The sequence below is a fragment of the Niabella yanshanensis genome, from assembly GCF_034424215.1.
GTDB lineage: Bacteria > Bacteroidota > Bacteroidia > Chitinophagales > Chitinophagaceae > Niabella > Niabella yanshanensis.
Genome location: NZ_CP139960.1, coordinates 2180234 through 2193528 on the forward strand (window position 1 = coordinate 2180234; position 13295 = coordinate 2193528).

General features: G+C 42.9%; 13 protein-coding genes. 4 read left to right on the forward strand and 9 right to left on the reverse strand.

Annotation, left to right across the window (positions count from 1 at the left end):
* Window positions 1-3 precede the first annotated feature (3 nt).
* Window positions 4-1245, forward strand: a complete 1242-nt coding sequence (locus U0035_RS08770) for a hypothetical protein (RefSeq protein ID WP_114789617.1) — start codon at window positions 4-6, stop codon at window positions 1243-1245.
* A gap of 11 nt (window positions 1246-1256) precedes the next feature.
* Here U0035_RS08770 and U0035_RS08775 read toward each other — a convergent pair whose 3' ends face one another.
* From U0035_RS08775 to U0035_RS08800, 6 genes are all read right to left on the reverse strand, one after another.
* Entirely contained in the window at window positions 1257-1706 is a 450-nt protein-coding gene (locus U0035_RS08775) for a CopD family protein (protein ID WP_211316349.1), read from the reverse strand.
* Window positions 1707-1708: 2 nt separating this feature from the next.
* Window positions 1709-2074, reverse strand: coding sequence for a group III truncated hemoglobin (locus U0035_RS08780; RefSeq protein ID WP_114789619.1), 366 nt, complete (start codon window positions 2072-2074; stop codon window positions 1709-1711).
* 266 nt (window positions 2075-2340) lie between these two features.
* The gene (locus tag U0035_RS08785; RefSeq protein ID WP_114789620.1) at window positions 2341-3108 is read right to left on the reverse strand and encodes an ABC transporter permease subunit; all 768 of its coding nucleotides are present in this window, start codon (window positions 3106-3108) and stop codon (window positions 2341-2343) included.
* On the reverse strand, window positions 3105-3815 hold the full coding sequence (locus U0035_RS08790) for an ABC transporter ATP-binding protein (RefSeq protein ID WP_114789621.1): 711 nt from the start codon (window positions 3813-3815) through the stop codon (window positions 3105-3107). Before U0035_RS08790 ends, U0035_RS08785 begins: the two co-directional genes overlap by 4 nt.
* Window positions 3812-5059: a nitrous oxide reductase family maturation protein NosD gene (locus U0035_RS08795; RefSeq protein ID WP_114789622.1), complete on the reverse strand. Its 1248-nt coding sequence runs from the start codon at window positions 5057-5059 to the stop codon at window positions 3812-3814. Before U0035_RS08795 ends, U0035_RS08790 begins: the two co-directional genes overlap by 4 nt.
* A 6-nt stretch (window positions 5060-5065) precedes the next feature.
* Window positions 5066-6094 carry a nitrous oxide reductase accessory protein NosL gene (locus U0035_RS08800; protein ID WP_114789623.1) on the reverse strand — a complete coding sequence of 343 codons (1029 nt, stop codon included), beginning with the start codon at window positions 6092-6094 and terminating at the stop codon, window positions 5066-5068.
* 391 nt (window positions 6095-6485) lie between these two features.
* Here U0035_RS08800 and U0035_RS08805 point away from each other — a divergent pair, with 391 nt between their 5' ends.
* The 3 genes from U0035_RS08805 to U0035_RS08815 all read left to right on the forward strand — a co-directional run bounded on the left by U0035_RS08805 (window position 6486) and on the right by U0035_RS08815 (window position 9693).
* Window positions 6486-6695 carry a hypothetical protein gene (locus tag U0035_RS08805; protein WP_162817767.1) on the forward strand — a complete coding sequence of 70 codons (210 nt, stop codon included), beginning with the start codon at window positions 6486-6488 and terminating at the stop codon, window positions 6693-6695.
* A gap of 73 nt (window positions 6696-6768) precedes the next feature.
* Window positions 6769-7608 (forward strand): FixH family protein, encoded by an 840-nt coding sequence (locus U0035_RS08810; RefSeq protein WP_114789625.1) that lies wholly within the window; start codon window positions 6769-6771, stop codon window positions 7606-7608.
* An 87-nt stretch (window positions 7609-7695) separates the two neighbouring features.
* On the forward strand, window positions 7696-9693 hold the full coding sequence (locus U0035_RS08815) for a TonB-dependent receptor (RefSeq protein ID WP_114789626.1): 1998 nt from the start codon (window positions 7696-7698) through the stop codon (window positions 9691-9693).
* A gap of 96 nt (window positions 9694-9789) precedes the next feature.
* Here U0035_RS08815 and U0035_RS08820 read toward each other — a convergent pair whose 3' ends face one another.
* The 3 genes from U0035_RS08820 to U0035_RS08830 form a co-directional block, all read right to left on the reverse strand.
* Window positions 9790-10167, reverse strand: coding sequence for a GxxExxY protein (locus U0035_RS08820; protein ID WP_114789627.1), 378 nt, complete (start codon window positions 10165-10167; stop codon window positions 9790-9792).
* Between the two features lie 487 nt (window positions 10168-10654).
* On the reverse strand, window positions 10655-12628 hold the full coding sequence (nosZ, locus tag U0035_RS08825) for a Sec-dependent nitrous-oxide reductase (protein ID WP_114789628.1): 1974 nt from the start codon (window positions 12626-12628) through the stop codon (window positions 10655-10657).
* Between the two features lie 83 nt (window positions 12629-12711).
* Window positions 12712-13197 (reverse strand): c-type cytochrome, encoded by a 486-nt coding sequence (locus tag U0035_RS08830; RefSeq protein ID WP_114789734.1) that lies wholly within the window; start codon window positions 13195-13197, stop codon window positions 12712-12714.
* Window positions 13198-13295 lie beyond the last annotated feature (98 nt).

Genomic DNA, 13295 nt, shown 5'->3' on the forward strand with positions numbered 1-13295 from the left:
CGGATGAAAAGCGGTCTGCACAAATGGTTCTATTGGGGTATCGTTAACCTGGCTATAGTGGCCCTGTATGGCGCTGTAATGCGATACAAAATCGCGTTCCATTTTCCTTTCTTTGAGCAAAAGAATCTTTTACATGCCCACTCGCACTTTGCTTTTAACGGGTGGACAAGCCATATACTTTACTGCGGGCTGACCGCATTCCTCGCCAGGCATATTGCTGCAGCCCCCTTCAAAAAGTATAAGATACTCCTGGGACTGAATTTGATTTGCTCGTTTGGCATGTTGTTTTCATTTACGATACAGGGGTACAAAGCTACTTCGATCACTTTCTCTACATTGTCGATTGCACTCGCAGTAACGTATGCCCTATTTTTCTTTAAAGATCAAAAACACCTCCCCATCAACGATGCCGTCAAACCCTGGTGGAAGGCAGCTTTGCTGCTCAATGTGCTTTCGTCGGCCGGACCTTTTGCGCTTGCTTACCTGATGATCACCCACATTCCCGATCAGCAGATTTACCTGGGTTCGATCTACTTCTATCTTCATTTTCAATATAGCGGCTGGTTCTTCTTCGGCAGTGTAGCAATGATAGTTTCCCATTTAAACGGGCATTTGCCGACTTTTAAAAAACATTTTACACTTTTTGCGATAACCGTTATACCTACCTTTTTCCTTTCCCTTCTATGGACGAGGCTCCCGCCCTGGCTGTACTTCGTGACAGCAGCAGCTACGATTCTGCAACTGGCTGCCTGGATATCACTACTTGTGAAAGCAGCGTCTATTGCAAGAAAAATCAGAACCACTGCCGCACCCAGCTGGATCAATTGGTTCTTCTATGCAGCAGGCCTGGCGCTCACATTAAAATTCGTACTGCAGGCTATATCGGTAATCCCATCCGTCAGTCAGTTAGTGTTTGGCTTCCGTCCCATAATAATCGCCTACCTGCACCTTGTATTGCTAGGCGTATACAGCTTGTTCTTTATAGGGCTGCTGATAAGCAGGAAAATAATACGCCCCACCTCTACCGCTAAAGTAGCCGCATTCAGTTTTTTATCAGGGGTGCTGTTAAATGAACTACTGCTGGGTTTGCAGGGCCTCGCGGCCTTTGCGTACCGGCCCATTCCTTTTATCAACGAAATGCTCTTCGGTGCTGCCTTACTGCTGCTGGCCAGTGCAATGGGATTGGTAATCGCTCAGTTCAACTGCAAAAAAAACACCAAACGGTCCAGGCCAACGATCCGGTAGGAAGCATCTCGTCAAATGCCGCCATATCTCACAAAGGAGCCTAACACCAGCATCGCAATGCCAATAACAGTTACCGCCACAATATGCAGCCCCATCTCAGGGAGCTTTGCAGGATTTTGTTTAAGTCGCGGGATCACCCTGGTTTGTGCACTTACCGCCAGCAATACCGTTAAAAAAAGCAGTAAAATTTTAGCTGATGTGATGCGCTCAACCGGTGATGAAAAAGACAGCCATTGATGCCAGCTAATGCCAAATTGTAACGTCATCCACAAACCGGTTATTACCAGCAATACTAATGCGGTCATACCTATCGGTTCATAGCTTTTTTCAAATCGGAGTAACCGGCTGGCATTCCTGTCTCGTAAAACTGTCGGCAATATTCCAATCGACAGGTAAAGATGTCCTCCTACCCATACAGTAGCGGCAAGAAGATGTATAATCAGTAAAAAATGGTGACTCATCACTAAATTTTTTCCATCATGACAGCCGCAATGGCTTTTGAACGTTGCTTCATTTTATCAGCATGGGGTCCGGCAAAAAGCCCATCCACTGCAGCCTCGAAAAGCTTCATCCACTGAGCAAAATGAGCTGGCGTAGTAGTATGCAGCCTGTTAAGATATCGATGCGTAGCTATCGGATTACCTTCGTACTCGCCGGTAAAAAATAAAGCGTTTTCCCAAAATGCGCACATTTTTTGCATATGGTATGGCCAGTTTACATGAACTACTTCAGAAAAAAAGAATCCAATTACCGGATCAGCTTTTACCTGCTCATAAAACTTTACCATTACAAGTTCTATATCCTCTTTATTGGAAATATCCATTTTCATATCCTGTTGGTTTAATATGCTTATTGGGTCTCACTCCCATTACACAGACTAGATAAAATATTTATTTGATGCCTGCCATCAGATACAAGCCAGCGCGGACAAAAGTATCCGCTCTTACAAGATACATTTCATCTTACTGACCAGGCACACTTACGCTTACAATCGCTATATCGCTTACTATTTATTTCAAGACAAGCCAATTACGGGCTTCACTATTCTCTGCTGGTTATGACTCCTGTCAGATCTTTTCTATGGAGGTCTCTCATTTACAAATCTTTCTTTTTAAACTTTTTCTGCGACCAGTAAAAAGGTATCACAATCCACAATAATAACAAGGCAAACGACAGTACAAGTCCTCCTGCATGACCGAAAAAATATTTAAAAATGGCACCCGTATAACCCAGCATCGCCGAAACATCCAACTTCAGCAGAACAAGAATACGGAAGAGATCAATGGGACTAAATGCGCTCAATACAACCACCGCTTTTTCGATAGGATAGTCGGCAAACTGGAAAAACAGAAATAGCACCAATGCATCAAAAAGTATAGCGAAATAAAGCCACAAAATAATAGAAGCACCGATACCCCTGGCTTTATCCCTGGTAATAATGCTACTTAAGAATGCAACAGCTACAAAAATAACTGATACCAAAGAGCCGGCAGCAATCATCATTACAGCTACATTCCAATCGGCGAATACCAGCAGCGGAATGCCTACTCCTATCCAGTAAGCCATCACCATGCTTAACGACAAGCCGGCGAATAACGCCTTCCATATCTTACTTCGCTTTACGGGATGACTGAGTAACAGTTCTATAAACTCGCTGCTGTTGTATACATAAATAGTGGGGAACAATACCGACATCAGCGGCACTGTGAGTAAAACAATATTTAAAACCGTGATCACTCCTTTTACCGGGTTATCTTCCAGGCTGAAAGCGCTCCAGGAAAACAATGCCAGCAAGAGCGCGTAAAACAGCACTACCTTATTTTTTAGAATATCTAAAGTCACATATTTTAATATTTTGATCATACCACCTCCGTCTTTAAGAGATGAACAATGGAGCGGGCAAGTGAGTCTTCACCCGTCAAATATTTCAACTCATCCACATTCTTATGCAGTATGAGCTTTCCCTCCTGCATAAAAACTACCTGGCTCACAATATCCTCCAGTTCGCTTAGCAAATGCGAGGTAATGAGTATGAGACACCCCCTGCTTCTGGCTTCTATAATTTTCGCTTTTAATATTTCTGCGGCAATAGGGTCAAGGCCGGCGGTAGGTTCGTCCAGTATAAGCACCCGGGGTTTAAAGAGAAAAGCCAGCACAGCGCTTACTTTTTGCGTGGTCCCGCCACTCAGCGTACGCATTCGCTTATGGAGCATATTGCCCAGCTCAAAACGGTTGTATAAATCGTAATCCTGTGCCTGTGCGGCATGGCGGATGCTTTTGATCATCTTCAGTACCTGCCCGATGGTCATATTTTCGGGATAGCGGCCGATCTGGGGCATATACCCGATATCATTTCTATAAAGATCGTCGTTTCGGATACTTTTTCCATTAAAAATGATGTCTCCCCTGGTTGGCAGCACCATACCCAATATGGACTTGATCAAAGTTGTTTTACCACAACCATTGGGACCAATTAATGCGATAGACTCGCCGGCATTCAACTGCAGGTTTAACCTGTCCAGGGCCATGAGCTTACCAAACTGCTTGCTGATGTTTTTAATTTCTATCATAATTTATAAGGGCTCATGCATGGCTGGTTATCTACAAAATTCTCCGGAGTCAGGCCCGGCATTATTTTTTCGGATTTATCTAAAAGGGTGATCATAAAACTTCGGTATAACAACATAGCCGGAGGGTTCTTTTCAACGATGACAGCAAAAAGGCTTAAAGGATGATAGGGTACATCACCCACCTTATCTTTATCAAGATCGTAGCCTTCATATTTATCCCAATAATTACCTTTAAACTCGTTGAGCGTGAGCGATCCGTTGGTAGCAACGTCAAAAGTGTTCCCGATAAAGTTATTAGCCGTTACGCGGTTGCCCATGCAATTGGCCTGCATTCTCATTCCCCACCCATTTGCCCGAAAAACATTGCGCTCGGCTACGATACGATTACTTCCATCCAAGAAGATCCCGGTAGTATTTCTTAAAAAATGGTTGCCCGATAAATAGCAATCAGATAGTTCTTTAAATAAAACACCATAAGCCGCATCGCCCCAATTATCCTCGAATGTGTTGTTTATCATAACCACTTTTTTAGTAAACATTACTGCCACACCGGCTCCGTTACTTTTAAAGTAGTTGGTAATATAGGCATTGCTATGCGAAAACATAAAATGCAATCCGTAACGTAAATTGTACTTCGAAATATTTCTCCAGATCACAGAAGCTGTCACAAACTCGAAGTAGATGCCATCTCTATGCCCTTCAATTTTGTTCCCGATAATCTGGAGGCTGTCGCTTTTCCAGCAATGTATACCATTGCCCGACTGATACTCCTGTTCCTGGGAGGCTTTAAGCGTGTTGTTTTTTATAATGCAATGTGTGGCATACTGCAGGTAGATCCCAAAATAATTATCAAGCAGAATATTATCCTCTATTACAATATGATCAACATCATACACTTTTATTCCTCCCGGATCATTTATTGCCGTTCTGCCCGAATTACGGATACAAAGTCCCTTGATGGTAACGTCATTGCTTTTAACAGACAATATCTCAAATTTCAATTCGCCATCGAGCACAGGTCTGCCTTCTCCTAAAATACACAATGCTTTATCCACTATAATGTTTCCTTCTTTATAAAGCCCTTTTGAGATCAAAATGGTATCCCCCTTCCTGCTTAAAGCCAGGGCGGATCTGATGCTCCTAAAATCCTTCCCGGCACCTACCGGAAGTGTCCGCGCATACACATTGCTCATCTGCAATAGTACCATGCAAAGCAGGCTATATAAATGAAAACGACGTCCCATATATTTTTATTCAGCTTCTAATATGCTCTTAAGGCCTGTCCATGTAAGCACTTTTGTATGGTGCTGCTGAGCATACTCGGCAGCTTGCTCTTTAAGAAGAAAAGCAGCAATACCTCCGCCCATCGGGCTTTTAATGCTCTCATGCCTTACAAAGAAGGCTGTTTCTGTACTAATCAGTTCTTCGTCTTTCAAAAAGTTACCTGTATAATAATTTCCAGGTTTCATATCGGGGTGCTTTTTGGTATGAGCGAGCATGCATGCCATATCATCGTATTTATAAACCCGGCCCTTTGATGTGATCCATTCTGTAGCAAAGCGGCTTTCAGAGATAGACATTTTGCAAAACTCGCAGGCATCTTTATTATATTGAACAGGTACAGGCCCGGTGTTCCCGCATGAGGATAACAAGACCGAAATTATAGCAAATACCGAAATCAACCTGCCTGGGCGTATCCGCTTACCCCGTCTCATTTCAATGTAAACAGAAACTATCAGCAGAAATCCGGCAGCTATAAAAAGCCATCCGCCAATATCCGGAATTGAATAGGCGCCGAAGTTAAGTAGCTGTTTAAATCCCAGTAAAGGTGGCTGATACGCCATTCCAGGTACCTTAATGGCTGCATTGGGATCGAGATTGTGTCCGTAATCGTACTCCCATTTCCAGAAATCAACCATGGCAACAATTCCAAATACAATAAATGCTGCCAATGCCAGGTAAAGCAGTTTTCTTTTTCCGTTGACGGCCGCCCATAAAAACAATAACGCATAAACTACTATTATGAATGGCAGCAACGTAAACTCCACAAAGTCGTCGTTATGTAAATTTTTCATACCAATATAATGGTTCAACCCGTTGATGATCTCTACATCTCCCGCCAGTTTGCCTGCCCATATCTGTAACCCCAAACCTTCGGGATATTGAGGTGCGTCCAGAGAAATGCTCCAAATGGGTACAAATAAAGAGGCGATCAAACAACAGGAGGCGATAACGAGCAAAGTCTTGGAAAGGCTAGATATTGTATGATTTTGATTCATTTAATATAAACTGTTTTAGTGATCAGATCTTTTACCTGTAAACTCACGCAAAGCTATTTCACCTTTCTTCCGGGTCTTATGACCAGGATCATATTTTATATGCACAACCATCGTGACCTTCGCCCAGGGTGTCAGAAAATTGAAGAGGCGGAGGTTGCGGCTTAACCCATTATCTCCTACATTTCACATCGCATTTTTAATAAATTTATAAGTGTCCGTATTTCTTAAAATAGCTGCGTTTATTATGTTCTCGCTAATGCTTTTCTGTGTTGCTAAAAACAGCGTGTTAGTAGCTTTATATGAATTGGACACCAGGGCATTTGTCAGCCTATTTTGCGAAAACAAAAACAGACCACAGCTAAATTGCAATGGTCATTGTAAATTGGCACAAATGGCCAAGGAGCAGGACGAGGAAAATGCATCGAAAACACTAAAAAATTTGCAACAGGAAATATTCCTTTATTACCAGGAACCAACCCTGACTTTCAACGAACTTTCGTACAGTACCGTATCGACACCTACTTATGCTCGTTTACTGGGCAATAATTATTCATTTATATACCTGTTCCGCACCGACAAGCCTCCGCGGTTTTTAAGCTGATTGAAAGACTGATCTACATCTGTTTTGTACTCAATGAGCATAAACAGTATTCCTATTGCTTAAAAATCTTACAATGAAACTATTTACCTATAGCCTGCTGGCAATAGTACTGCTTGCAGTATCCTGTACCAAAGAAATCCCAACGCCTGATAATAAAAAAGAAACGGATGAACTAAAATTGGTAAAAACCTTTACTAATGCAACACACAGCGTTAACCTGTACACGGAAAACGGGAAAATACAGCAGGGCTATAACAAAATATACCTGCAAATAAAGAATAGCGACGGTACTGCGGTTAATAATGCCAACGCTAGCTGGAAGCCACTGATGCACATGATGAACATGTCACATGCCTGCCCGTATTCTGCTATAAGCAAATCGTCTGGCAGGCAGTCCCTGTTGGAAGGTTATATAATATTCCAAATGGCAGGCAACGCCTCCGAATACTGGGAGCTGGAAATCAATTACACTATAGGCGGAAAGGACTATACGGCTAAAAATACCATAGATGTACCTGCTACAGACAAAAGAAACGTAGCTTCTTTTAAAGGCTCGGATAATGTAAATTACATAATAGCATTGGTATCCCCTTCCAGCCCGAAAGTAGCGGTCAATGATATGCAGGCAATGATTTTCAGGATGCAGGACATGCTAAACTTCCCCGTAGTTAATAATTACAGGATAAAAATCGACCCGCGTATGCCGGGCATGGGCAACCATAGTTCTCCTAACAGCGTTGACCTTACACAGAATACTGGTGATAAAAACTATTATGGCAAATTAAGCCTTACTATGACAGGCTATTGGAGGATCAATCTGCAATTGCAAAATGAAGCAGGTGCCATTGTTAAAGGGGAACCCGTGACAGCCACTAATGAGAGTAGCAGTATCTTTTTTGAAATTGAGTTTTAAATGCATACCTCCTGCCATCGGATGATCAGCTGCGCTGTTTCAAGGGCGCTGCTACCACTTCCCGGCAGTCTTCAATAAAAATACTTTATGAAGCTTTTTTTCCTAGGCTCCCTGCTATATCTATGTATCCCGCTAATAAGCAAGGCCCAGCAGGATTCGCTCGTTACCGGGGATAGCTCAAGCCATCAATTGGCAAATGTCATAGTCATTGCCCAGCAAAACCTGGCTAATAAAAAAACAAAAGTGCTATCCTCTCTGGACAGCTACCTGGAATCGGATCATTCCATCAATATGATCAAGCGGGGCGCATATGCATGGGAGCCATTGTTGAATGGAATGGCTACCGAGCGATCTATTGTAACAATTGATGGCATGCGGATTTACGGTGCCTGTACCGATAAAATGGATCCGGTGACTTCCTATGTGGAGATTACTAATTTGAATAAAATCAATATCCACAGTGGTCAGTCGGGATCGGCAAACGGGACCACGATAGCCGGTAGCATAGATCTCGTAAGAAGACAATCGGGGTTTACCAACAAAGGATTGAATGGGCTAGTCTTCTCAGGTTTGGAAACATCAAACATGCAAAAAATTACGGGAACCACTTTACAATATGCCAACAGCCATTTCTTTTCAGATATAGATTTCACTTACAGAGACGCTGATAATTATAAAGCAGGAGGCGGCGGAGAAATTCAATACTCACAATTCACCAAATATAATATCTCGGGCACCGCGGGTTGGAAACCCAACGAGCACGAGGAATTAACCGCTTCACTTATTTATGACAAGGCTACGGATGTCGGCTATCCGGCTTTGCCCATGGATGTGTCGCTTGCGGAAGCCCTGATCGGATCGGTACAATATGAACGTCATGGCCTTACAAGCACTATTCAACATTGGGCAACAAAATTATACTACAATACTGTTACCCATATTATGGACGACACGAAACGGCCCGTTGTGCCTATTCGCATGGATATGCCTGGTTACACTAAAACAAGAGGTTTTTACTCCAAACTGAGCGGCGCTACCCACAATCATAGCTGGAGGCTTAATTTATCAGGTCATTACAACACCTCTTATGCGGAAATGACCATGTATGCCAACAACCCCGCTGAGAAGGATATGTTTATGTTAACCTGGCCCGGCATAAACACTATGTATAGCGGTCTTTTTGCGGAAGATAAAATCAGCCTGACTGATCATTTTAACGCCGCAGTAACCCTGGGCACCGGACTGCATCATAATATCATAAAAAGTGATTTCGGCCGGCAGAGCCTGGCCATCTTTTACCCGGGAATGCAGCAAAGCAAAACACGATGGCTTAAAAATCTTTCAACCGAACTTCAGTATCATCGTTCGGGATGGCAGTATAGCCTGGAGGCGGGATACGGAGAAAGAGCGCCTTCTGTTTCGGAAGGATATGGTTTTTACTTATTTAATAGCTTCGACCAGTTCGATTACATCGGCAAACCTGACATGAAGAATGAAAAATCACTAGAGCTGCATGCAGAATCTTCACACATAAGTTCCAGGTTTAACTTTAAAGCACAGGCCAGCTATTTCCATATCTTCGACTATATTATAGGCAAGCCCAATCCGGAGTTTTCGCCCATGACTATTGGCGCCAATGGCATTAAAGTATACGAACAACTGCCTGCTGCCACTATCATTAATACCAGCATTGATGCAGGTTACCGGCTGCCTTACCACTTGCTGTTGTCGGGTAAAGCTACTTATAGAAGGGGAAGATCAGGAGGGCTTAACCTGCCGTTGATTCAGCCCTTCAGCTATGGCACTACCCTGCAATACCAGCATCAGTTATTCATTGCCGAAGTAAGTGCAGAGGGCGCCCTGAAGCAAACAAAATACAGCCCTGAGTTCGGAGAAACAGCGGCAAGAGCTTACGCCCTGTTTAATATTTCAGCCTCACGCCAATTTAATTTGCAAAATCAGAAGATAACTGTTAAAGCAGGTGTTGAAAATTTATTGGATGAATATTACAGTACTTTTGCAGACTGGAACAGGATACCCAGAATGGGAAGGAACATCTTTATTAACCTACTTTATAGCTTTTAACCTATGCACCACCGGGAAAATTCACTTCGCAGATACTGCTGCCTACGCAGGTCCGTGGTTCTGTGAGAGTTCGTTTCTCACTAACTATTCTGTAACTTAGTTGATAATCCTGACTATGCTCCCTTTATCTATCAAGGAATCCACGTTAAAATTTACCAGGATACCAACTTTTAATCCTGACAATCTCAAATAGGTTAGTAATTGCTTTTTATGCACACTGTGCAACGTTTCAATAGATTTAACTTCTATAATTACGGAACTATTTACAATGATGTCAGCCCGGAATCCGATTTCAAGTTTGACATCTTTATAATATGCCGGGATATTAACCTGGGTTCGCATTTGAAGTCCCCTTTGTATTAATTTGTATGACAATGCAGCTTCATATACGGTTTCAAAAAGTCCCGGGCCTAATTCTCTAAAAACCGAAAAAATAGCGCCCCGAACTTCATAGGTTATATCATTGATGTTCATAACAGGTATTTTATCTAAGTTACAGCATTCTGTCATTATATCAGCAACTAACGATCAATCATTGCCGGCAAATTAAAAAACTACTCTGCGCATGTCCATGACTTCTGTGAGAGATTGTTCTCACAAATCACTCCGATAGCACAGACTTTTCACAATGCCATAAAGAAGCCTACCATTCTGTGCATGTCCGCGACTTCTGTGAGAGATTGTTTCTCGCAGATCACTCCGATTAACACAGACTTTTTTGACAACTACATAAAACACTAACTTTTCTGTGCATGCCCGTGACTTCTGTGAGGGATTGTTTCTCGCAGATCACTCCGATTAACACAGACTTTTTTGACAACTACATAAAACACTAACTTTTCTGTGCATGCCCGTGACTTCTGTGAGAAATTGTTTCTGAAGCTGCTGCGGACATTCGCCTATGCAAAAAAAGCAGTGTGCTATTACACACACTGCCTGCTTTTCTGGTTTTGGCCTACAGCTATTGCGCACCCTTACCTTTACCTAAACTAAAACTTAACGGAACATTACTCCCCTTAGGAGACACCCTTACATATCCCGACATTTCCTGGTGCAGGGCAGAACAAAAGTCTGTACAGTAAATAGGGAAGATTCCTGTACGATCCGGCACCCATTTCAACGTGAGTGTTTCCCCGGGCATGACCAATAGCTCTGCGTTGTTGGCGCCTTTTACACCAAATCCATGTGGTACATCCCAATCCTGCTCCAGGTTAGTTACATGAAAGAAAACCTCATCACCTAATTGAACGCCCTCAATATTGTCTGGTGCAAAATGGGAGCGCACTGCGGTAATATATACATGTACCTTGTTGCCATCTCTCGTTACTTTAGATTCTTTTTCCCCTTTAGTAACAAAAGGATGTTTATTGGCATTGATATCAAAAATTTTCAGTTGCTGATCCCTGATAAGTTCAGCAGGTACAGCCTGTGCATAGTGAGGCTCGCCTATCGTAGGAAAGTCAAGTATCAATTGCATCTTATCACCACTGATATCATACAGCTGGGCGCTCTGAGACAATTCAGGACCGGTTGGCAAGTAGCGGTCTTTAGTTATTTTATTATACGCAACCAGATATTTACCAAATGGCTTTTTAGTATTTCCGCCGGGAACCATCAGGTGTCCAACAGAATAGTAAGTAGGTTGTCGATCCAGCACTTTCAGTTCTTTGATATTCCATTTTACCACTTCTGACGAAACAAAGAAAGAAGTATATGCATTGCCATTCGCATCAAATTCAGTATGTAAGGGCCCCAAACCGGGTTTTTCTACTTCTCCGTATAAAGCCGATTCATACTTAATAACCGGTATACCTGCATATCCCTCCTGTTCAAAAGATTTATCAGCAATCGCTTTCTGAATTTTATCATAGCTGAATACCGGTAGTAAAGCCGCCAGCTTGCCACTACCTACAATATATTCACCGCTGGGATCAACATCACAACCATGGGGCGACTTAGGGCAGGGAATAAAATATACGATATCCGGGAACTCTGTTATATCTAATACGATCACTTCTTTCTTCATTTCCGAGGTTGCCGTATGTGTCTCTTCATTATATTTATTATGCGCATAATTCACCGGCTGCTTCTTACCCTTGCCTGCCTTAACATACTCCTCGGCTTTCTTCCAGTTAACAGCCATTATAAAGTCTTTATCTTTTTGTGATGCATTTACTTCCAGTAAGGTGTTCGCCTGCTCAGAGTTATAGCAACTGAAGAAGAACCATCCGGCTGATTTTCCTTTACCAGCACGCGCCAGGTCGAAATTAATACCCGGTGTTTTCAATTGAAAAGCCAGGTTCATGTCACCGCTCGTTTTGTCAATGCTGACGAAACTGATATGTCCTTTAAAATTGTCTTTATAAGTATCAATAGGCACATCGCTATTGCTACCATCTTCCGGAACGCTGAAACGTGTACCGGCCACTATGTATTCTGAATTTTCGGTTCCGAAGGGAGAACTATGATTACCCGCACTATTAGGCAATTCGATTATCTCTGCGGTACGGAATGTTTTCAGGTCAATGCGTGCCAGTCTCGGAGTATTATTGCCGTTTACGAATACCCACTTTCCATCTGCCACCCCATCTGACATTGACATTTCCACATGATGTAAATCATCCCAGGGTACAAAACCATGAGAAGTATTCAACATAGGTTTTGTTTCCTCGCTATAGCCCCAGCCCTTTTCAGGATCGACGGAAAAAACCGGTATTACACGAAGCAGTCGTCCGCTGGGCAGTCCGTACACACTTAACTGCCCGCTAAAACCACCCGACACAAAATTATAGAACTCGTCGTATTTACCCGGAGCAACGTATGTTTTGACTGCGGCATCTCCACTCACCGCGTTACTGGTTCCTTTTGGTTTGCAGGAGGCGGCATATAGCGAAACCAATGCCAACAACGCAACCGATACTTTTTTGTAAAGCATAAACTATTAGTTAATTGTAATTAATTATGATCTCTTCAGTTGTTTCTTAAGCGAACACGAGCCGTCAGAGAGTCCGCTAACTGTTATTTGGCCCCATCGTTCTGACGCATATATTCCACAATTGCCCTTGCCTCTTCTTCTGCCAGGTTTTGATTAGGCATGCGAACCAGGCATAACTCCAGCTGTGCCTGCACTTCGGGATCTTTATCGATCATCGGATCCGGATTTGTAATAAAATTCATGATCCAATGGGGAGTTCTTCTTTCTGTTACACCCTTCCAACCCGGGCCTACCAATTTTTCGTTTGTAACTTTGTGACAGGAAAAGCATTTGGTTTCTGCAATAGTTTTTCCATTTGCAGCTTTAGCGGTATCCAAAGCGCCTACCGTTACATTGGTTTCGTCAAACTTACCCTCCCCCCGTTTAGGGTCGTACGATGCTGATTCTGTTGTGCCTGCCTGCTGCTCCGGAGCCGCTGTTGAAGGGGCTGATTGGTTACCATCGCCTCCACAGGAAGCAATAAACAAGGCCAACACCAGGCTACACATTGCTATAGTTTTCTTTTTCATTTTGTGATTTTGATTAACCAAAAGTACCTGGCTATTCTGCATCGCATTATGACTGGAATCATATCCCCTTTAAAATTCCAGGAATACCTTACGGCCTA

What these genes read in the sequence shown, in the direction of transcription:
- U0035_RS08770 (WP_114789617.1), top strand. Translation starts at nt 4, where the DNA reads ATGAAAAGCGGTCTGCACAAATGGTTCTATTGGGGTATCGTTAACCTG.
- U0035_RS08775 (WP_211316349.1), bottom strand. Translation starts at nt 1,706, where the DNA reads ATGAGTCACCATTTTTTACTGATTATACATCTTCTTGCCGCTACTGTA.
- U0035_RS08780 (WP_114789619.1), bottom strand. Translation starts at nt 2,074, where the DNA reads ATGAAAATGGATATTTCCAATAAAGAGGATATAGAACTTGTAATGGTA.
- U0035_RS08785 (WP_114789620.1), bottom strand. Translation starts at nt 3,108, where the DNA reads ATGATCAAAATATTAAAATATGTGACTTTAGATATTCTAAAAAATAAG.
- U0035_RS08790 (WP_114789621.1), bottom strand. Translation starts at nt 3,815, where the DNA reads ATGATAGAAATTAAAAACATCAGCAAGCAGTTTGGTAAGCTCATGGCC.
- U0035_RS08795 (WP_114789622.1), bottom strand. Translation starts at nt 5,059, where the DNA reads ATGGGACGTCGTTTTCATTTATATAGCCTGCTTTGCATGGTACTATTG.
- U0035_RS08800 (WP_114789623.1), bottom strand. Translation starts at nt 6,094, where the DNA reads ATGAATCAAAATCATACAATATCTAGCCTTTCCAAGACTTTGCTCGTT.
- U0035_RS08805 (WP_162817767.1), top strand. Translation starts at nt 6,486, where the DNA reads ATGGCCAAGGAGCAGGACGAGGAAAATGCATCGAAAACACTAAAAAAT.
- U0035_RS08810 (WP_114789625.1), top strand. Translation starts at nt 6,769, where the DNA reads ATGAAACTATTTACCTATAGCCTGCTGGCAATAGTACTGCTTGCAGTA.
- U0035_RS08815 (WP_114789626.1), top strand. Translation starts at nt 7,696, where the DNA reads ATGAAGCTTTTTTTCCTAGGCTCCCTGCTATATCTATGTATCCCGCTA.
- U0035_RS08820 (WP_114789627.1), bottom strand. Translation starts at nt 10,167, where the DNA reads ATGAACATCAATGATATAACCTATGAAGTTCGGGGCGCTATTTTTTCG.
- nosZ (WP_114789628.1), bottom strand. Translation starts at nt 12,628, where the DNA reads ATGCTTTACAAAAAAGTATCGGTTGCGTTGTTGGCATTGGTTTCGCTA.
- U0035_RS08830 (WP_114789734.1), bottom strand. Translation starts at nt 13,197, where the DNA reads ATGAAAAAGAAAACTATAGCAATGTGTAGCCTGGTGTTGGCCTTGTTT.